This is a genomic window from Streptomyces scopuliridis (assembly GCF_042790125.1).
Lineage (GTDB): Bacteria > Actinomycetota > Actinomycetes > Streptomycetales > Streptomycetaceae > Streptomyces > Streptomyces scopuliridis_A.
Genome location: NZ_JBHTZS010000018.1, coordinates 14,071 through 34,538 on the forward strand (window position 1 = coordinate 14,071; position 20,468 = coordinate 34,538).

The window sequence follows — 20,468 nt, forward strand, 5'->3', positions numbered from 1 at the left end:
GCGCGCTGCCTGTCTGGGGGCCCCCCCCCGGCCGGCGGGGGGTGTTGGCGCCCTACCCCCCCGCGGGGGGGGGGCCCCCGGGGGGGGCCCCCCCCCCCCCCGCTCGTGAATGTGAAGGTCCGTGAACTCCGTCGCCGCTGAGATCGTCTCCGTCGGGCTGCTGCTCGCCGTGCTGGCGTTCGCCGTCGTCCGGCCGCGCGGACTGCCCGAGGCCGTCGCGGCCGTGCCCGCGGCGCTGCTGGTCATCGTCCTCGGCGTGGTCTCGCCGGAAGAGGCCCGGACGCAGACGTACACGCTGCTGCCCGTCGTCGTCTTCCTCGCGGCGGTGCTGGTGCTGGCTCAGCTCTGTGACGAGGAAGGGCTGTTCACGGCGGCGGGCGATCTGGTGGCGCGGTTCTGCGGCGGCCGGCCGCGGCGGCTGCTGGGCGGGGTGTTCGCCGTCGCCGCCGTCATCACCGCCGTACTGAGCCTGGACGCCACGGTGGTGCTGCTCACCCCGGTCGTCTTCGCGACCGCCGCCCGGGTCGGTGCCCGGCCCCGGCCGCATGTCTACGCCTGTACGCATCTGGCGAACTCCGCGTCCCTGCTGCTGCCGGTCTCCAACCTCACCAATCTGCTGGCGTTCACGGCGAGCGGGCTCTCCTTCACCCGGTTCGCCGCGCTGATGGCGCTGCCGTGGCTGGCCGCGATCGCCGTCGAGTACGCCGTCTTCCGCCGCTTCTTCGCCGCCGACCTGGCCGCCGGGGCGCACCCGCCGAGGACCGAGGAGCGGCGCGAGGTTCCGGTGTTCACACTGGTGGTGCTGGGGCTGACCCTGGCCGGGTTCGTGGTCACCTCGTTCGCCGGGATCGAGCCGCTGTGGGCGGCCGTCGCCGGTGCGGCCGTCCTCGCGGCCCGCGCCCTGCGACAGCGGCGGACGACCCTCATGGGGCTGGTCAGGGCCGCCTCCCCGCTGTTCTGTCTCTTCGTCCTCGCGCTCGGCGTGGTCGTCAAGGCGGTCGTCGACAACGGCCTGGACACCGGGATCAGCCGGCTGCTGCCGGAGGGCTCGTCGCTCGCCTCGCTGCTGGCGATCGCCGCGATCGCCGCCGTACTGTCCAACCTGATCAACAATCTGCCGGCGATCCTGGCGCTGCTGCCGGTCGTCGCGCCCGCGGGGCCCGGTCCGGTGCTCGCCGCGCTGATCGGCGTCAACCTCGGGCCGAATCTCACCTATGTCGGTTCGCTCGCCACCCTGCTGTGGCGGCGCATCCTGCACGAGCACGACACGGAGCCCGCGCTGGGCCACTTCACCCGGCTCGGGCTGCTGACCGTCCCCGCCACGCTCGTCGTCTCGACCGTGGCGCTCTGGGGCACGCTGCAATTGATCGGAGGCTGACCGCTGTGACCGTACCCCCGACCGGTCCACCGAGGAACGATCCCGAGAAGGCCGTTCCCGAGAGGGCCGTTTCCTCGACGCCCGTTCCCGCGAGGACCGTTCTCGTCTGGATCACCGAATCCACCTGGCCCGCCTGTGTCGACGCGGCGCGCGAACGCGCCCCGCACGACGACGTGGTGCTGCTCCATGTCAGCGACGACGAGATCGCCGCCGCCGCCCACCAGGCCTATACGGGGCTGCTCGGCCGTGGCCACCGCCCGGACCGCGACCCCGGCGCCCGGCTCGAAGCCCTCTCGGGAACGGCCGCGGCCGACCTGCTGGAGGCCGCCGCGCACCGGCTCGGCCGGCCCTGCGAACTGCTCGACCACCACGGGCGCGTGGAGCACGAGGTGGTACGCGCGGCGGCCGGCGCGGCGCTGCTGATCTGCGCGCGCGACGGGGAGCGCGACCACCCGGGGCCGCACAGCCTGGGCCGGGCGACCCGGTTCGTGGTCGACCACGCGGAGTGCCCGGTGCTGCTGGTGTGGCCGTACGGGGAGCGGGGCGGGCGGGACTTCTGAACAGGGCCGGGCCCGGTGACGTTCTCAGGCCCCCGGTCACTTCCGCAGGGTGGGAGTGCCCAGCGCGACCGTGCCCGCGTCGCACGCCTCCGTGTCCGTCGCGGTGTACGAAATGACCAGCCGCAGCCCGTTCTCGACGGTGAGGGACGGCTTCCGCGGCTTGCCCAGCTCGATCTTCTCGTCGAAGAGGGACGTTCCGTCGAGCGTGATACGCAGCCGGGCGGTGTAATCGGCGCTGTTGTCGTCGATGCCCGCGACCAGATCGAGGGTCGACCAGGCGCGGCCGATATTGAACTCCATGTACCCGTCGCAGCCGGAGTCCGAGACGAACGCGTCGCTGTGGCCCTGGCTGTTGATCACCGTCTCTTTGACCGAGAACGCGTCGTCGTCGTCGATCTGCTGGAAACCGGTGAGCGATACCGAGTCGGCGCCGGCCACGCTCCCGGGGTCGGCCGACGCGTCGGGGCTGCCGCTCGCGGAGGGGTCCGGGACCGCGGGGTCGGCGGTCTCCGTCTCGGTGGCTGTCGCCGTGACGGTCTCGGTGACCGACGGCGCCCCGTTCCTCTGGTCGTCTCCCCCCGCCGACAGCGCCTGGACGCCGATCACGGCGAGCGCGACCGCCAGCGCGACCGTGAGCACGGCGACGGCCGGACGGCGCTTTCGGGGCGGGGCGGGGGTGATGACCAGCGGGCCCGGCCGGAGCTCGGGGGTGACCCGGCGGGGCGGTACGGCGTCCTGCACGGAGTGGACAGGGGGCGGCGCCGGGGTGGGCGGCGGCGCGGGGGCCGGCGCGGGCTTCGCGGGCGGTGCGAGTGGCGGCGGTGGTAGGGGTGGTGCCGGGGGTGGGGGAGCGGAGGTCACGGTAGGAGCGGAGGGCGTGGCCGAGGCGGAGGGCGTGGCGGGGCCGAGGGCGGAGGGCGTGGCGGGGCCGGGGGCGGAGGGTGTGGCGGGGGCGGAGGACGTGGACACCACCGCGTCCCGTACGTCCTTCAGCCACCCCGCCAGACTCTCCGGCCGCTGCTCCGGAGCCGTCGCGCAGACGGCGAGCACGCGCTCCTTGCGCTCCGGAGGGAGCGACGAGAGCTGCGGCAGCGCGCGTATCGCGTGGCGCAACTGCTCCGGGGTGTTCGGCGGCGCCTGGCCGCTCAGCAGGAAGTACGCGATCGCCCCGAACGCGTACCGGTCCGTCGCGGGCGTACGCCTGCCGTCGAAGACCTCGGGGGCGGCGTACCCCGGCGTGAACCAGACCTCCGCCGTCTCGTGGTCCGCCGTCAGCTTGCTCAGGCCGAAGTCGACGAGGGTGGCCTGACCGTGGGCGTCGACCATGACATTGCCGGGGGACAGATCGCCGTGCACGACCACACGACCCGAGGTCGTGGCCCGGCCGGAGTGCAGCCAGTCCAGTACGTCGGCGAGCTGGGCGAGCGTCGCCATCACCTCGCGCCGCTCGGCGGGCGTCGTGAGGGTCCGCTCGAACCGCCAGTCGCGCAGATCGACGCCCTCGACATGGTTCATCACCAGCGCGAGCGCCCGGCCCGACACGGTGGAGGCGCCACCGGGCCGGTGGATCGGCGCCCCCTCGAAGTGCTCCCGCACCCCCACGACGCCCGGCCGGTTCGCGAAGCGCAGCAGCTCCGCCTGCTCGTTCCACTTCGTGCTCAGCCGGGCGAACTGCCCGGGACTGAGCGCCGCCTTGGAGTCGAGCACCTTGACGACCACCGTCTCCGGCGCCCCGTCCAGCTCGAACTGCGCCCGGTACAGCACGGCTTCGCCCCCGCGCCCGATGGAGCTGAGCAGTCGGTAGCGGTCCGGCGCCGTGTCCGGTCCGATGTGGTGTGCCGCACTGTTCACCTGTCCCCCAGTCAGCGCGAGTTGCCCGGTAACCGGACGTATCCGGCGTTACGGCCGACCGCCAGCATGTCCAGCCCCGGACATCCCGGTCAACGAAGAGCCCGCGCCCGCTCTGCTTCCGCCCGGCAATCGCCCAGATCCCGCCCTGACGGGGTCCTTCGCCGCCTCTCGCCGTGCGTGGGAGGCGTCCTACTCAAAGTCCCGCGGGCCGCGGGACTTTGAAGACAGGCCCTAGACGAGGGCGTCTCCCCGACCCGTTGCGAGCCATGGCCGGATGGCGGCCGCGCGGGCGGGCCCGAGCCCGGCGGCGCCGTCGGCCCGCGCCCGCGGCTCCCCACCGACGTTCACTCCTCGGCCGACGCCGGGTCTTCTCGCGGACACCGGGCTTCATTACCGTCCCCGGCATGTCTCCGGAGATATCGCGCAGAAGAATGCTCGCCCTCGGCACCGGCGCCCTGGGTGCGGCGGCGGTGGGGTCCGTGCTGCCGCCGTCCCTTCAGGCCGCCCTGGCCGCCGAGCCGGCCGACGGCGGGATGCGGGCGATCAAGCATGTGGTGATCCTCATGCAGGAGAACCGCTCCTTCGACCACTACTTCGGCACGCTGCGCGGCGTGCGGGGCTTCGGGGACCGTAACGCCGTCGAGCTGCCGTCCGGGAAGCCCGTCTTCGAGCAGCCGGGGCCGCTCGGGACCGTGCTGCCCTTCCCCATCCGGGACGCGGCCGAGACGCAGAAGAAGGACCTCCAGTACATCGGGGACCTGGACCACTCCTGGAACGGCGGGGCCGCGGCCTGGAACAACGGGTGGATGGACCGGTGGGTCTCCGCCAAGACCGCCGCCACCATGGCGTACTACGACCGTCACGACCTCCCGCTGCACTACGAGCTGGCGGACACGTTCACGATCTGCGACGCGTACCACTCCTCCGTCCACACGTCGACGAGCCCCAACCGCAACCATCTGTGGAGCGGCTGGACCGGGTACGAGGCCGACGGGCGGCGGGCCGTGGGGAACGACGCCTACGACGAGGCCACCCACCCCGGCTATCCGTGGCCGACCTACGCCGAGCGGCTGGAGAAGGCCGGGCGGAGCTGGCAGACGTACACGGAGTGGGAGAACTTCACCGACAACAACATCGAGTTCTTCACCACCTTCAAGGACATCGCCCGCAAGGCGCTCACCAAGGCCCGCGCGCTGCCGGGTCAGCCGGGCGCGGCCGGCTTCACGTACATGGAGGCCTTCTACGCCGCCGTGCGCGACACCGAGGACACCGCCGAGCGCGAGCGGCTGCTCGCCGCGCTGGAGGAGGGCGTCGCCGCGCTGTCCCCGTACGAGCGGTCGCTCTTCGAGCGCGGGCTGCGGCGGGTCGAGAGCGGCACCCTGGCCGAGCGGTTCCGGGCCGACGTGGCCGCCGGGACGCTGCCCGAGGTGTCCTATCTGGTGCCGTCGGCCGTCGACTCCGAGCACCCCGGCTCGTCCTCGCCGATCGCCAGCGCCACGCTCGTCTACAAGGTGCTCGACGCGCTCGGCGCGCACCCCGACGTCTGGCGGCACACCGTCGTACTGATCAACTACGACGAGAACGACGGCTTCTTCGACCACGTGCCGCCGCCGGTGCCGCCCGCCGAGGGACCCTCCGGCTCCGCCGAGCGCTGGCAGGGCCGGCCGACCGGGCTCGGTATGCGGGTGCCGCTGCTGGTCGTCTCGCCCTGGACCGTCGGCGGCTATGTCTGCTCGCAGGTCTTCGACCACACCTCCGTGGTCCGCTTCCTGGAGAAGTGGACCGGGGTGGACGAGCCCAACATCACCGCGTGGCGGCGCAATGTCACCGGCGATCTGACCTCCGCCTTCGACTTCCAGCGCGGTCGCAGGCTGCCCGAGGTCGAACAGCCGGGCGCGATCCCGCCGTTCACCGGCCGCTGGCGGCCCGTACCGCCCGCCGAGCAGCGGATGCCCGTACAGGAGAAGGGCGTGCGCCCGGCCAGGCCGCTGCCGTACCAGACCGACGCGTACGGCCGGATCGAGGACGAGCGCGCGGGGCGGGTGCTCAACGTCGCGCTCAGCAACACCGGGCGCGCGAGCGCGCACTTCGCGCTGTATCCGTACGCCGGTGAGTTCGCGATTCCGCAGCACCGCGATGTAAGGGGCACGGCGCAATGGACGGTACCCCTTACCGGGCTGACCGGTGACGCGTACCGCTTCACGATCACCGGGCCGAACGGCTTCCGCCGCGAGTTCGCCGGACCGGTGGCCGGACACGGCGCGGAGGTCTCCTCGACCGTCGACCACCACGACCGCGATCTCCATCTCGAACTGCGCAACAGGGGCGATCAGTCGATCACGTTCACGGTGCGGCCCCTGGGCTACGTCGACGAGGCCGATCTCGACGGCTGGACGCGGCAGATCACGGTGAAGCCCGGCCGCAGCCGGACCGTCGTGCACTCGGCGGCGGACGCGCACGGCTGGTACGACATCGAGATCACCGCCGACGGCGACACCGGTAACACCGGTACCGACAACACGGGTACCGGGTTCCGCCGCCGGCTGATGGGCCACATCGAGAACGGGCGGGTGAGCGTCTCCGGTTGAGCGGCCGGAGCCGCTCTGAGCAGCGGCGACCGCCCCGAGTTCCCGTGCGCGGGGCACTGTGAGTAAGCCCACCAAACGGACAATCGATCACTATTCGCTGCGACAGTGAATCTCCCACGAGTGACCCAGGGAGCGATCCGTTGGCAGCCATCGCACGGTGGTGCATCAGGCACCGTCTCCTCGCCGTTCTCCTCTGGCTGCTCGCTTTCGGTGGTGTCTCGACCGCCGCGGGCGTGCTGGGCTCCTCGTACTCCAACGACTACGAGGCCCCCGGCACCGAGTCGGGCCGCGCCGCCCAGCTGCTCAACGACGGCTTCCGGGGGCTCGGCGGCGACGACAACACCATCGTCTGGCACGCCGACCGCGCCTCCGGCACCGGTCCCGGCTATGGATCCGTCCGTACGCCGGAGGTCAAGCAGCGCATGGGGGAGATGCTCGACAAGGTCGGGAAGCTGCCCGGTGTCTCCTCCGTGGCCGGTCCCTACGCGGCCGACGGCGCCGCGCAGATCAGCGCGGACGGGCGGACCGCCTACGCGCGGATCACCTTCGCGCAGCCGACCGACGAGATCCCCGTGTCGCAGGCCGAAGCGGTGGTCGACACCGCGAAGGCCGCCGCCGACGACGGGCTGGACGTACAGCTCGGCGGCAGCGCCGTCGCGCTCACCGAATCCACCACCGCGCACATCGCCGAGATCGTGGGCGTGGCCGTGGCCGCCGTCGTCCTCTTCCTCGCCTTCGGCTCGCTCGCGGCCAGCATGCTGCCCCTGGCCACCGCGCTGGTCTCGGTCGGCACCGCGTACGGGGGCATCGCGCTGCTCGGCCATGTGATGACGGTCGCCGACTTCGCGCCGATGCTCGGTCTGCTGATCGGCCTCGGCGTCGGCATCGACTACGCGCTGTTCATCGTGACCCGGCACCGTACGGGTCTCAAACGCGGCCTGAGCGTCCACGAGGCGGCGGTCAACGCGGTCGCGACCACCGGCAGAGCCGTCGTCTTCGCCGGGGCCACCGTCTGTATCGCCCTGCTCGGCATGCTGATCCTGGGGCTGAGCTTCCTCAACGGCGTCGCGATCGCCGCCTCGCTCACGGTCGTCCTGACCGTCGCCGCGTCCGTGACCCTGCTGCCCGCCCTGCTCTCGTACATCGGTACGCGGGCGCTGAGCCGGCGCGAACGGGCGCGGCTGGCCGCGCACGGGCCGGAGCCGGAACGGCCCACGACCTTCGCCGCCCGCTGGTCCCTCTTCGTCGAACGCCATCCCAAGCTGCTCGGCGCCGTGGCCGCCGCGGTGATGCTGATCCTCGCCCTGCCCACGCTCTCGCTGCATCTGGGCACCTCGGACCAGGGCAACAACCCCGCCTCCACCACCACCCGGCAGGCGTACGACCGGCTCGCGGAAGGGTTCGGCCCCGGCGTCAATGGCCCATTGACACTGGTCGCGCACCTGGACGGCGCCGACGACCGGCTCGCCATGGACCAGCTGCCCAGCACGCTGCGTACGACGGAGGGCGTCGCCTCCGTCGGCCCGATCACGTTCAACGGCAGCGGCGACACGGCCGCGCTCACCGTCGTACCCGACTCGTCGCCCCAGTCGCAGGACACCAGCGCGCTGGTCGACCGGCTGCGTACGGACGTGCTGCCCGAGGCCGCGGCCGGCACCTCCCTGGACGTGCACGTGGGCGGGCTCACCGCGAGCTATGACGACTTCGCGGACATCATCATCGGCAAACTGCCGCTCTTCGTCGGGGTGGTCATCACCCTCGGCTGTCTGCTTCTGCTGCTCGCCTTCCGGTCCGTGGGCATCCCGGTCAAGGCCGCCCTGATGAATGTGGCCGCCGTCGCCTCGTCCTTCGGGGTCGTCGTCGCGATCTTCCAGTGGGGGTGGGGGAGCGAGCTGCTGGGGCTCGGCAGCGCGGGCCCCATCGAACCCTTCCTGCCCGTGATCATGGTCTCGGTGCTTTTCGGGCTCTCCATGGACTACCAGGTCTTCCTGGTGAGCCGGATGTACGAGGAGTGGCTGGAGACGGGGGACAACCGGCGGGCGGTCCGCGTCGGCCTCGCCGAGACCGGGCGGGTGATCAACTCCGCTGCGGTCATCATGATCTCGGTCTTCCTCGCGTTCGTGCTGAGCGGCGAGCGGGTCATCGCCATGTTCGGGATCGCGCTGGCGGCGGCGGTCGCGCTGGACGCCTTCGTCCTCCGTACGCTGCTGGTCCCGGCCCTGATGCATATGCTCGGCGGCGCCAACTGGTGGCTGCCGCGGCGGCTCGACCGCTGGCTGCCGCGGATCAGTATCGAAGCGCCCGAACGGCACGGACATGCGAAGATCCCTGAGCCGCACGAGACCGAGGCCGACGAGACAGAGGACAGCGCGACCGAGGACCGCGTGCTCGTGCGGTGAACACCCGTAAACCTGTTCACTCGCACATAAGGGGCCCGATGTTCGCGATACCACTGGGGGACGGGGCGGAGCTGCGCCCGCTGGAACCATGGCGGGCCGAGGAGTTCCTCGCCCATATGGACCGCGCCAGGGATCTGGTCGACGAACACATCAAGCTGGCCGACGCCGTCACCGATCCCGTGTCCGCCCGCGCGCTGCTCACCTCGTACGCGGAGAAGCAGGCGGCCGACGGCGGGCGGATCTACGGGATCTGGCTCGACTCCACCCTCGTCGGCGGTGTGCTCTTCCGGATCTTCGACGCGGGGACCGGCAACTGCGAGGTCGGCTGCTGGCTCGAGCCCGCCGCGACGGGGCGCGGTCTGGTCACGCGCGCGGCCCGGGTACTGATCGACTGGGCGGTGGAGGAGCGCGGGATGCACCGCGTGGAGTGGCTGGTGTCGTCCGCCAACACCCCGAGCATCAAGGTCGCGCGACGGCTCGGCATGACACGGGACGGGGTGCTGCGGGAGAGCTATCCGCACCGCGGCGTACGGCAGAACACCGAGATCTGGTCGGTCCTGGCGTCCGAGTGGCGCGAGCGGGCGGACAGCGCCGGCTGACCTCGCGGCCCCTCGGCCCGGCCTCGCTGATCCCCTCTCCGATCCCCCGGCCCGGCCTCGAAACGGTTTTCGGCGGCGAGTTTCGGCGTTCTCAGGAAGTTCTCAGACGGGGCCCCTAGCGTGCGCCGTATGAACCCGACCCCCGAGACCGAGACCGCCACCCCCACCCCCACCACCGACCCGGAGACGGCCGGGACCGCCGCCTCCGGCGCCGAGGCGACGGCGGAGACCAAGACCGGCCCCAAGGCCGACCTCACGAAGGGGTCCGTCGCCGAGCACACCGACACGGACGCCACCCCGGCCGCCGGGACGGACGAGGAAGCCGACGACGTCGAGGACCTGGACGAGGAGCTCGCCGCGGCGAGCCGCCCGTCCGGTCTCGGTTCCGCGGCCGCCGCCGTCCTCGCCGTATGCCTCGGCATCGTCGCCCTCACCGGCACCTGGACCAGCCGGGTCCTCGCCGAGCGCCAGGGCCTGGTGGGACAGCTCAAGACCGGCCAGTCCGGCACCGCGGAGCAGCAGATCTCCGCGATCTACGGCGACGCCTGGCATGTCACCGCCGCGATCAACGGCGGCGTGGCCTTCGTGGCGCTGCTCATCGGAGTGATCGTGCTGGCCCTGCCGCAGCGCACCGGCTGGGTGCGGCCCGTCGCGCTGGCCGGAGCGATCCTCGGCCTCCTGGGGCTGCTGGTCTCCTTCGGCATGTACTTCGACCTGTTCGCGGCCCTGCCGACCGCCGCGTCCTGAGCCCGCTGGACGAGTACGTCCGACGTAGGTCCTGAGGCCCGCGCGGTGTCCCACCGCCGGGGCCTTAGGCCTCACGTAAGTCCCCACCGCTGTTTCTAAGGCATGCGGGCCCGTCAAGATGCGGCACTCTCCCGATGTGGCCGTACCCCCTGGGAGACGAAGGTAGAGGCATCACCAGACGCCAGAAACCTTCATCAGGGGGACCCGATGTTCGAGTACGAACTCCAGAAGATCAACGCGGCCGAGCTCATCCGCAAGGCCGAACAGCAGCGGCTCGTACGGGAGATCCGCACCGCCCGCCGGCAGGCGCGGCGAGCCGCCGGGAAGGACCGGGAGGGGCGGGTGAGCACCCGTCACGACCGGTTCGCGCGCGCGGCGTGACCCGATGGCCCTCCGCCCGATAAACAGTGCCGCGCTGTCAGACCCCTGTGCGATGCTCGGGCTCGTGGAGAACAGGTCAGTCAGCCCCGTGTTCGTCGGAAGATCCGCCGAGTTCACCGCCCTCACCGAAGCGCTCGCCCGCGCCACCGCGGGCGAGCCGCAGGCGTTGCTCATCGGCGGCGAGGCCGGGGTCGGCAAGACGCGGCTCATCGAGGAGCTGCACGCCGCGGCCTGTGCGGAGAAGGCGGTCGTGGCGGTCGGCGGCTGCGTCGAAATAGGCGCGGACGGACTGCCGTTCGCGCCCTTCTCCACCGCGCTGCGCTCCCTGCGCCGCCAGTTGCCCGAGGAGCTGAGGGCGGCGGCCGAGGGCCAGGAGGACGAGCTGGCCCGCATCCTGCCCGAGCTGGGCCAGTCGGACCGCGGCGCGCTCGGAGAGGACGGCACCGCCCGGCTCTTCGAGCTCACCGCGCGCCTGCTGGAGCGGCTGGCCGTGGACCGTACGGTCGTGCTCGTCCTGGAGGATCTGCACTGGGCGGACGCCTCCACCCGCCATCTCCTCGCCTATCTCTTCCGCGCGCTGCGCCGTGGCCGGCTCGTCGTGCTCGCCACGTACCGCGCGGACGACATCCACCGCCGCCACCCGCTGCGCCCGCTCCTGGCCGAGCTGGACCGGCTGCGCTCCGTCCGCCGTATCGAGCTCTCCCGCTTCAACCGCGCCGAGGTGCGGAGCCAGCTCACGGGCATCCTCGCGGCAGAACCGGACCCGGCCGTGCTGGAGCAGATCTTCGAACGCTCCGACGGCAACGCGTTCTTCGTGGAGGAGCTGGCCTGCTCCATCGGGTCGGGGTGCAGCACCGGTCTGAGCGACTCCCTGCGCGATCTGCTGCTCGTCAGGGTGGAGGCGCTGCCCGAGGACGCCCAGCGGGTCGCCAGGATCGTCGCCGAGGGCGGCACGACCGTCGAATACCGGCTGCTGGCGGCCGTCGGCCGGCTCGCGGAGGACGAGCTGATCGAGGCGCTGCGGGCCGCCGTCGGCGCCAATATCCTGCTGCCCACGGCGGACGGCGACGGCTACCGCTTCCGGCACTCCCTGGTGCGCGAGGCGGTCAGCGACGATCTGCTCCCGGGCGAGCGCTCCCGGATCAACCGCCGCTACGCCGAGGTGCTGGAGGCCGATCCCTCGCTCGTACGGGCCGATGAGCGCACCCCCCGCCTTGCCAGCCACTGGTACCACGCGCATGACGCGGCCAAGGCCCTCCCCGCGGTGCTGAGCGCCGCCGTGGAGGCGCGCCAGCGCTACGCGTACTCCGAGCAACTGAGGCTGCTCGAACGGGCCATGGAGCTGTGGGACGACGCCCCCGAAGAGGTACGCGGCACGCTCCGGCCGCCGGACGACGTCGAGGTCTATCCGGCCTGCGGCGGCGATCCGACATCCCCGCCGCTGCGCTATCTGGATCTGATGGCGGAGGCGACGGTCGCCGCCCGCTTCGGCGGTGAGCGCGAGCGCGCCCTGGCCATCTCCAAGAAGGCCCTGCGGATCCTGGAGGGCGAGGGCGGCGGGAAGGATCCGCTGCGCGCCGCCTGGTTCTGGATCCAGCGCTCCCGGCTGACGCAGGACCTGACGCGCGGTGACGGCTGGCAGGAACTGGCCACCGCCCAGGAGCTGGTGCGCGGCATGCGGCCGTCCGCCGTGCACGCGGAGGTGCTCGCCATGGTCGCGAGCTGGGGCGCGCTGCACCAGCCGGGCCCCGACAGCCTGGCCGCCGCCGACCGGGCCGTGGAGTACGCCAGGCTGGTCGGCGCCGAGCTCACCGAGCTGCACGCCCGCCTCACCCGCGGCTGGCTCACCGCCGACGCGGGCGGCGTCGAAGAGGGCATCGCCGAGATCTACGCGGCCCGTGACCGGGCCGTCGAGCTGGGCGCCGCCGGGATCCTGGGCCGGGCCAGCATCAATCTGCCGTCCACCCTGGAGAGCATGGGCCGCTCCGGGGAAGCGGTGACCGCCGCCGAGCAGGGCATCGCCTTCAGCCATCAGCGGGGGCTCGCCGATACGGAGGCGTGGGTACGGCACAACCTGGCCCACTCCCTCTTCTCCCTCGGCCGCTGGACCGAGGCGGACGCCGTCCTCGACAGCACGGTGGAGCTCGCCCAGTCCCACAAGGCGCGCGGTCTGATCGCCGGGCGCCGCGCCGAACTGGCCCTGGTCCGGGGAGACTTCGAGGAGGCGCAGCGCCAGGTGGGGCTGACCCGGAGCTTCTTCGGCACCCATGACTTCCAGCCACAGCACCTCATACCGCCGGCCCGGCTCGCGATGTGTATCGCCGCGCGGCGCGGCGCGCTGGCCGACGCGCGGGCCGAGTTCGAGCGGATCACCGAGCACGGCTTCCCGCCGGGGACGCGGCAGTACGCGCTGCCGTTGCTGTGCGCGGCTGCCTCGATCGAGGCGGACGCCAGAGGGCTGCCGGACGCGGACGCCGGACGGGCGGCGGTGCTCACGGCCATACGCCTCCACGCCAAGCGGATGCCCACGCTCGTGCCCGTCTGGCACGCGTACGGCCTCATGCTGGAGGCCGAGCTGGCGCGGGCGGAGGGCAGAGCGGCGCCGGAGCTGTGGGCGCGTGCCGTCGCCGCTTTCGAAGCGACGGAGCGGCCCTTCGAGCTGGCGCTCGCCCGGCTGCGCGGGGCCGCCGCGCTGCTGGACGACCACGCCGACCGCGCCGGAGCCGCCGACCTGCTCGTCCTCGCCCACACCGCGGCCCGCGGCCTGGGCGCGCGCCCGCTGACCGAGGAGATCGAACTGCTCGCCGGCCGGGCCCGGATCAGCCTCGCGCCGACGTCCGCCGGTATGGGTACGGCCGCCGGCTCCGACCCGGACCCGGCGCGCTCACTGGGTCTGACCCCGCGGGAACAGGACGTGCTGCGGCTGGTCGCCGCCGGTCACAGCAATCGCAGGATCGCCGAGGAGCTGTATATCTCGCCCAAGACGGCGAGCGTCCATGTCTCCAACATCCTGGCCAAGTTGGGAGTGTCGGGCCGTACGGAAGCGGCGGCCCTTTCCCACCGGCTCCGCCTTTTCCCCGACCAGGCGGCGTAAGGCCCGCGATCGCGCGCCGCGGGTCCCCGTTCCGTCACTCCTCGTGCTGGGCCGGCAGCCTTATCGTGACCTTTCCGGAGGCGAGATCTATCGGTCCCCGGCCCGGATCGCTGTCATCGGCATCGACCCGGGTCAGCTCCAGTCTCTTCCGTTCCTCGTCGGTGTGCTTGCGGCCCGGGGCGAAAAGCTCCTCGATCAGGTTGAACACGGACTGCTCACCCTCTTCACCACGCGTCGGCGCGTATCGCTACGCGACCTCCAGCAGGAGGATCCTGTCGTCCCCCGGCTTCGGTGTGCCCCGGCCATCCGTATTGCTGGTCGCCAGCCACACCTTGTCGCCGCCCGCCGAAAGCACTGTGCGCAGGCGACCGTACTGACCCTTCAGGAACGCCTGAGGGGCAGCCGCGGATTCCCGGCCCGCCAGGGGAATCCGCCACAGCCGCTCGCCGCGCAGCGCCGCCATCCAGATCGAGCCCTCCGCGTACGCGATACCGCTCGGCGACGCCTCGGCCGGCCGCCACTCGACGACCGGGTCGACGAAGCCCGGCTTATGGGCCTTTCCCTCCACCTCGGGCCAGCCGTAATTCCTGCCCGGCTCGATGAGATTCAGCTCGTCCCAGGTGTCCTGGCCGAACTCCGAGGCCCACAGCCGGTTCCCGGAATCCCAGGCGAGTCCCTGCACATCGCGGTGGCCCAGCGAATAGACGACCGAATCCGCCTCCGGATTGCCGTGCGCGGGCTCGCCGTCCGGAGTCATCCGGAGGATCTTGCCGGCCAGCGACTTCTTGTCCTGCGCGAGCGCCTTGTCACCGGCGTCGCCGGTGCTCGCGTACAGCATCTTGTCCGGGCCGAAAGCGATCCGTCCGCCGTCGTGGATACGGCCCTTCGGAATGCCGCGCAGCACCGTGTCGGGCGCCCCCAGCTGCTGCCCGGCCGGCTTCCTCTCGTCGTAGTACATCCGCGCGATGCGATTGTCCGACGTGGTCGTGAAATACGCGTACACCTGATGGTCCGAGGCGAACGAAGGGGAGAGCGCGATGCCCAGCAGCCCGCTCTCGCCCGCCGGGGAGACCCCGGGCACCGAGCCGATCACGGACTTCTCGCCGGTCTCCGCGTCCACCCGGGTGATCGTCCCCTTGTCGCGCGAGGACACCAGCAGATCACCCTCCGGCAGAGCGGCCAGGCCCCAGGGGGTGTTGAGCCCTTCCGTGACTGTGGACACCACCTTCACCGAGCCCTTGGCGGGCGCGGCCGACGGGCTCGGCGACGCGTCCTGCGGCGTCGCGGCGGCCGGGGCCGTCGTGGCGCTCCGGCCGGGCGCGGGCCCCGTACCGTCGCCGGAGGAGCACCCCGTCAACACGAGGAGGGCGACAGCGGCCCCAACGGCCGTCACTGCTGAACGTTGCACGGTTCGATCCCTTCGAAGGCTGCGATTCCCTGCGCTGATTCCCGTGTGCCGCACCGTTGCCTGTGCTCCACCGTTACCGCATCCGCCGCACCCGCCGCATCTGCCGCACCGTGGCTGTTCCTACCCCACGGCCGCGCTCAGTCCCATGATTCCCGTACCGGCGGCAGCTCCGCGATCTCGGCCAGATCGCGCGCCGTCAGCGTCAGCTCCGCCGCCCGCGCGTTCTCCACCGCCCACCGCTCCCGCTTCGTCCCCGGCAGCGGCACCACATGCCGCCCCCGGCTCAGCACCCACGCCAGCGCCACCTGCGCCGGGGTCGCGCCCTGCCGCGCCGCGATCCGCCGCAGCCCCACCACCAGTGGCTGGTTCGCCGCCATCATCTCCGCTGTGAACCGCGGATGCCGCGCCCGTACGTCATCCGGCTCGAAACCCTGCCCCGGCGTGAGCGTGCCGGTCAGGAAACCGTTGCCCAGCGGCATCGCCGCCAGGAACCCGATGCCGCGCGCCTCGCACCACGGCAGCAGCCGCTCCAGCGCCTCCGGCGACCACACCGAGAGCTCCGCCTCCACCGCGCTCACCGGAAAGACCTGCTGCACCCGCTCCAGCTGCCGGATCGTCGACTCGTGCAGATGCGCCCCCGATCTGCGCCGGGACGCGCGCGCCCCCACCGCGCACAACCCGAGCGCCCGCACCTTCCCCGCGGTCACCAGCTCCGCCATCGCGCCCCAGGTCTCCTCGACCGGTATCTCGGGATCGGCGCGGTGCAGCTGGTAGAGGTCGATCACATCGGTCTGGAGCCGCCGCAGCGAGGCATCACAGGCCCGCCGCACATAGCCGGGGCGGCCGTTGGCGACGATGTGCTGATCACCCACGAGCAGCCCGCACTTGGTCGAGACGAAGACGTCCGCCCGCCGCTGCCCGAGCACCCGCCCCAGCAGCAGCTCATTGGTGAAGGGGCCGTACATGTCGGCCGTGTCGAGCAGGCTCGTACCGGCGTCGAGCGCCGCGTGCACCGTACGGAGCGAACGGTCGCCGTGCTGCTGCGAGCCGGTGTAGGCCCAGTGCATCGGCATACAGCCGAGGCCGATCGCGCCCACTTCGAGCGCCGCCGCACCGATTGTCCTGCGCTCCAACGCCGTACCCCTCCTCGTGCCGCCCTCAAGCTAACCCCATCGCTCCGACACGCATCGCATAGCCTCCTGGCCATGACTTCTGACATATGGCTCCCCCTGCCGGCCGACGGGATCGAGGGACTCCCGGAGGGACCGCGCTACCTCTTCTGGGACGGCGGCGAGGAGTACCCCGCCGACCCGGCCGAGTGCGCCTTCTATGTCGTCCCGTACATGAAGGGACCCGAGATCGCGGTACGGCCGCTCGCCGCCATGACCTCCGTACGCGTCATCCAGACCCTGTCGGCGGGCACAGACCATGTGACCCCCGCGCTCGGCGCGCTTCCCGCCGGCGTACGCCTGTGCAACGCCAAGGGCGTCCACGAGGCCAGCACCGCCGAACTCACCCTGGCCCTGATCCTCGCCTCCCTGCGCGGCATCCCCGGCTTCGTCACGGGCCAGCGGCAGGAGGAGTGGCGCTCCGGCTTCTACCCGGCGCTCGCCGACAAGTCCGTACTGATCGTCGGGTACGGATCGATCGGCGAGGCCATCGAGGATCGGCTCACGCCCTTCGAGTGCGCGCGGGTGGTGCGCGTCGCCCGCTCCGCCCGCACCACGGAGCGCGGCGCCGTCCACGCGTTCACCGAACTTCCCCAACTGCTCCCCGACGCCGATGTGGTGATCCTCTCCACCCCGCTCACCGAGGGGACGAGGGGCCTGGCCGGAGCGGAGTTCCTGGCCGGGATGAAGGACGGCGCGCTGCTGGTCAATGTCGCGCGCGGAGCCGTCGTCGACACCAAGGCCCTGCTGGCCGAGACCGGGAGCGGACGGATCACGGCCGCCCTGGACGTCACCGATCCGGAACCGCTGCCCGCCGGCCATCCGCTCTGGCACGCCCCGGGCGTTCTCATCAGCCCCCATGTCGGCGGCTCCACCTCGGCGTTCCTGCCGCGCGCCAAGCGGCTGCTGGCCGGCCAGCTCACCCGGTTCGCCGCCGGGGAGGAGCCGCGCAACCTCGTCCTCACCACGGGCTGACTCCGAGCCCACGGACCGACCCCGAGCCCACGGACCGACCCCTGGCCAGCGGACCCACCCCGAGTCGCAGCACCCCGCGTCAAGATCCGGAAGACAACCGGCCACTCTCCGCAGCCGCCCGGACACCCTCGTGGCCGACAACTCCCCTGGTCGTCACAGAGAGTAGAAGAACTATGTCCCTGAGTGACGAGACTGGTGTATCGTCCCGATCTGGGGGCTGCGGCGCGCCTGGGGCGGCGCAGCGGAGCGAGTCAGATTGCGAGGGGGGCGACGGGCGATGTACGGCCAATGGACGAACGATCCGACGCGGCAGGGACGACGGCGGCGACCCCCGGACATCAGGGTCAACAAGCAGGTTCCCCCGGCGTTGACAGCGACACCCCCCGGGGTGCTCCGGTGAGCGCCGACGGTGTGCTCATCGGCAGGCGGACGGTCTCCGGCAGCGGCTCGGGGCTGGTCGCGCAGCTCCTGCTCGCCCTGATCTGCGGGGGCTACGCGGCCGGCGCGGCGCTGGGCTGGGGTTCGCCCGAACTGGCCCTGTTCATGGGCGACTTCGGGCTGAGCCTGGCGGCAGCGATCGCCGCGGTCTCCTGCTTCTTCTACGCACGCGGCCGGGGCAGCCGCTTCCGGCCCGCCTGGCTGCTGTTCTCGTTCTCCTCCGCGATGGCCTCCGGAGGGAACGCCGTCTGGGGCTGGTACGAGGTCATCCTCGACGAGCCGGTGCCCAGCCCCTCACTCGCCGATCTCTTCTTCCTCTGCTTCGCGCCACCCGCCATCGTAGGGCTGCTCGTGCTCGCCAAGCGCCCGGTCAGCAGGGCCGGCTGGCTCTGTCTGGCGCTCGACTCCTGGCTGATCGGCGGCTCACTGCTCACCCTCTCCTGGAGCCTCGCCCTCGCGCGGACGGCGCATTTCCAGGGTGAGAGCGTGACCCAGGCGGCGCTCTCCCTCGCCTATCCACTGCTCGACATCGTGCTGGTCAGCATGGTGCTCGCGCTGCACTTCCGGCGGGCCACGGGCAGCCGCTCCGCCGTCAACACCGCGATCGCCGCCCTCGCCCTGACGGTGCTGTGCGACGCCCTGTTCACCTCCCCGCTGCTGCGGGAGACCTATCGCTCGGGACAGTTGCTGGACGCGGGCTGGTTCGCCGGCTCGCTGCTCCTCGCGTACGCGCCGTGGGGCATGCGCCGTATCCCGGAGAGCCCGCCGCAGCCACGTCAGCCCCGTACCCCCAGCCGTCCGATCGCCGGCTCGCTCGCGGCGCTCACGCCGTATCTGGCCGCCGCCGTCTGCACACTGGGCATTCTCTACAACGTGATCGAGGGCCGCCGGGTCGACCGGGTGGTGGTGCTCACCGGCTGCGCGGTCGTGCTCGCGCTGGTCGTACGGCAGGGCATCATGCTCGTCGACAACATCGCGCTCACCCATGAACTGGCCCAGAAGGAGAACCACTTCCGGTCCCTGGTGCAGGGCTCCAGCGATGTGATCATGATCGCCGCGCCCTCCGGCATACTCCGCTACGTCAGCCCCGCCGCCACGGGCGTGTACGGCCGCGAGGCCGAGGATCTCGTCGGCGCGGAACTGGCCTCGATCATCCACCCCGACGACCTCGGCCGGGTGGTCCACGAAGTACGGCGCTTCCTGGCCGCGCCCCCCTCCGAGGAGCCCACGACCCGCATCGAGTGCCGGTTCAGATCAGGGACCGGCGACTGGCTCAATGTGGAGTCCACCGTCAACCGCCACCAGGGCGGGCTGATCTTCAACAGCAGGGACGTCACCGAACGGGTCCGCCTCCAGGCGCAGCTCCAGCACAACGCCGAGCACGACCCGCTCACCGACCTGCCCAACCGCGCCCTGTTCACCGAGCGCGTGCGACAGGCCCTCTCCGGCCGCCGTACGACCGATCCGGGCACGGCCGTGCTCTTCATCGACCTCGACGGCTTCAAGGGCGTCAACGACCGGCTGGGCCACCAGGTCGGGGACGAGCTGCTGATCCTCGCCGCCCACCGGCTCCAGGACTCCGTACGGGCCGGGGACACCGCGGCCCGGCTCGGCGGCGACGAGTTCGCGGCCATCGTCCTCGGCGACGGAAACGACGACAGGACCGCCCGGGAGCACCAGGTCCACGAGATCGCCGACCGGCTGCGCCTCAGGCTCTCGCAGCCGTACCGCATCGACGGCAACGATGTCCGGGTCGCCGCCTCCATCGGTATCGCCTTCGCGGAACCGGGCATAACCCCCACCGAACTCATGCGCAACGCGGACCTCGCCATGTACCGCGCCAAGGCCGCCGGGAAGAACCGCGTCGAGCTGTACGCGCCCCAGATGCAGGCCGACGTCGTCCGCAGGACGGAGCTGGCGACCCGGCTGCGCACCGCCCTGCACGACGGCGAATTCGCCCTGCTCCACCAGCCGGTGGTGCATCTCACCACCGGCCGGGTCTCCGCCGTCGCCGCCCAGGCCCGCTGGCGCTCCGCCCAGGGCATCCTGTTCACCCCCGCGGAGTTCCTGCGCGTCGGCGACGACAGCGACCGCACCGCGGAGCTCGGCCGCTGGCTGCTGGAGGAAGCCGTCTCCCATGCCGCGGAACGGGCGAGAATCGGCCATCCTGTGCCCGTCACCGTACGGCTCCCGGCCCGCCGGCTGCTCGACAAGTCCCTGCCGCCCGGCTCCATCGAGGCCCTGCTCACCCGCCACGGGCTGCCCTCGGGGGCCCTGACGATCGAGCTCTCCGACAGCGATCCGCGCGCCTCCCTCGACGAGCTGGAGCACCGGCTCGTCGCGCTGCGCCGGCTGGGGGTACGGATCGCCCTCGACGGCTTCGGCAGTGGTTACGCCGCGATCAGCGCCCTGCGCAGGCTCCCCGTGGACGTACTGAAACTGGACCGCGGTCTGGTGGAGGGCGTCGTGGAGTCCGCGCGGCTGCACAAGATCACGGCGGGTCTGCTGCGGATCGCCGGCGATCTGGGCATGCAGTCCGTGGCCGACGGGGTCGACGTCCCCGAGCAGGTACTCGCGCTGCGCGCCATGGGGTGTACGCACGGCCAGGGAATGGCCTTCTCCGGGCCGCTGGACGAGTACCGGCTGCGCCGTGCCCTGCTGGCGGGTACGTACCCCCTGCCGGGCAGCGCGGCCCTCCCCGTACTGACCGGAAGCGCACTGCCAGGAAGCTCACTGCCCGGAAGCGCACTGCCTGCCAGGCCTTCCCGGCCCTCCTCGGGTGACCGGATTCCGCACCCTTCGATGCCCCTCGATCCGCTCAAATAGTGAGACTCCCGTCCCACCCACTTGACAGCCATGGCGGGACGGAGGGAGGGTCAGT

The 20,468-nt window shown here is 72.0% G+C and carries 14 protein-coding genes; 10 read left to right on the forward strand and 4 right to left on the reverse strand.

The window, feature by feature from the left end:
* Nucleotides 1-121: 121 nt before the first annotated feature.
* Together ACFRKB_RS25165 and ACFRKB_RS25170 are read left to right on the forward strand one after the other, a co-directional pair.
* Nucleotides 122-1,378 (forward strand): SLC13 family permease, encoded by a 1,257-nt coding sequence (locus ACFRKB_RS25165; RefSeq protein WP_383108684.1) that lies wholly within the window; start codon nt 122-124, stop codon nt 1,376-1,378.
* Between the two features lie 110 nt (nt 1,379-1,488).
* Nucleotides 1,489-1,938, forward strand: coding sequence for a universal stress protein (locus tag ACFRKB_RS25170; RefSeq protein WP_383108795.1), 450 nt, complete (start codon nt 1,489-1,491; stop codon nt 1,936-1,938).
* A 36-nt stretch (nt 1,939-1,974) separates the two neighbouring features.
* On the opposite strand, the gene ACFRKB_RS25175 is transcribed toward ACFRKB_RS25170, so the two are convergent.
* Nucleotides 1,975-3,789 (reverse strand): protein kinase domain-containing protein, encoded by a 1,815-nt coding sequence (locus ACFRKB_RS25175; RefSeq protein WP_383108685.1) that lies wholly within the window; start codon nt 3,787-3,789, stop codon nt 1,975-1,977.
* 404 nt (nt 3,790-4,193) lie between these two features.
* Here ACFRKB_RS25175 and ACFRKB_RS25180 point away from each other — a divergent pair, with 404 nt between their 5' ends.
* The 6 genes from ACFRKB_RS25180 to ACFRKB_RS25205 all read left to right on the forward strand — a co-directional run bounded on the left by ACFRKB_RS25180 (nt 4,194) and on the right by ACFRKB_RS25205 (nt 13,597).
* Complete coding sequence (locus tag ACFRKB_RS25180; RefSeq protein ID WP_383108686.1) at nt 4,194-6,377, forward strand: phosphocholine-specific phospholipase C; 2,184 nt, start codon at nt 4,194-4,196, stop codon at nt 6,375-6,377.
* 140 nt (nt 6,378-6,517) lie between these two features.
* On the forward strand, nt 6,518-8,776 hold the full coding sequence (locus ACFRKB_RS25185) for an MMPL family transporter (RefSeq protein WP_383108688.1): 2,259 nt from the start codon (nt 6,518-6,520) through the stop codon (nt 8,774-8,776).
* A gap of 38 nt (nt 8,777-8,814) precedes the next feature.
* Nucleotides 8,815-9,375, forward strand: coding sequence for a GNAT family N-acetyltransferase (locus ACFRKB_RS25190; protein ID WP_383108689.1), 561 nt, complete (start codon nt 8,815-8,817; stop codon nt 9,373-9,375).
* 129 nt (nt 9,376-9,504) lie between these two features.
* Entirely contained in the window at nt 9,505-10,122 is a 618-nt protein-coding gene (locus tag ACFRKB_RS25195; protein ID WP_383108690.1) for a hypothetical protein, read from the forward strand.
* Nucleotides 10,123-10,329: 207 nt separating this feature from the next.
* Nucleotides 10,330-10,503, forward strand: coding sequence for a hypothetical protein (locus tag ACFRKB_RS25200; RefSeq protein ID WP_383108692.1), 174 nt, complete (start codon nt 10,330-10,332; stop codon nt 10,501-10,503).
* A gap of 52 nt (nt 10,504-10,555) precedes the next feature.
* The gene (locus ACFRKB_RS25205; protein ID WP_383108693.1) at nt 10,556-13,597 is read left to right on the forward strand and encodes a helix-turn-helix transcriptional regulator; all 3,042 of its coding nucleotides are present in this window, start codon (nt 10,556-10,558) and stop codon (nt 13,595-13,597) included.
* 34 nt (nt 13,598-13,631) lie between these two features.
* Here the strand turns inward: ACFRKB_RS25205 and ACFRKB_RS25210 are convergent, their stop codons facing one another.
* The 3 genes from ACFRKB_RS25210 to ACFRKB_RS25220 all read right to left on the reverse strand — a co-directional run bounded on the left by ACFRKB_RS25210 (nt 13,632) and on the right by ACFRKB_RS25220 (nt 16,138).
* Nucleotides 13,632-13,805 carry a DUF6191 domain-containing protein gene (locus tag ACFRKB_RS25210; RefSeq protein ID WP_383108694.1) on the reverse strand — a complete coding sequence of 58 codons (174 nt, stop codon included), beginning with the start codon at nt 13,803-13,805 and terminating at the stop codon, nt 13,632-13,634.
* A 39-nt stretch (nt 13,806-13,844) separates the two neighbouring features.
* Nucleotides 13,845-14,990 (reverse strand): PQQ-dependent sugar dehydrogenase, encoded by a 1,146-nt coding sequence (locus ACFRKB_RS25215; RefSeq protein WP_383108695.1) that lies wholly within the window; start codon nt 14,988-14,990, stop codon nt 13,845-13,847.
* Between the two features lie 152 nt (nt 14,991-15,142).
* The gene (locus tag ACFRKB_RS25220) at nt 15,143-16,138 is read right to left on the reverse strand and encodes an aldo/keto reductase (RefSeq protein ID WP_383108697.1); all 996 of its coding nucleotides are present in this window, start codon (nt 16,136-16,138) and stop codon (nt 15,143-15,145) included.
* 72 nt (nt 16,139-16,210) lie between these two features.
* Between ACFRKB_RS25220 and ACFRKB_RS25225 the strand changes: the two genes are divergently transcribed.
* Nucleotides 16,211-17,149 carry a 2-hydroxyacid dehydrogenase gene (locus tag ACFRKB_RS25225; RefSeq protein ID WP_383108698.1) on the forward strand — a complete coding sequence of 313 codons (939 nt, stop codon included), beginning with the start codon at nt 16,211-16,213 and terminating at the stop codon, nt 17,147-17,149.
* A gap of 396 nt (nt 17,150-17,545) precedes the next feature.
* Entirely contained in the window at nt 17,546-20,413 is a 2,868-nt protein-coding gene (locus ACFRKB_RS25230; RefSeq protein ID WP_383108699.1) for a putative bifunctional diguanylate cyclase/phosphodiesterase, read from the forward strand.
* Nucleotides 20,414-20,468: the final 55 nt, after the last annotated feature.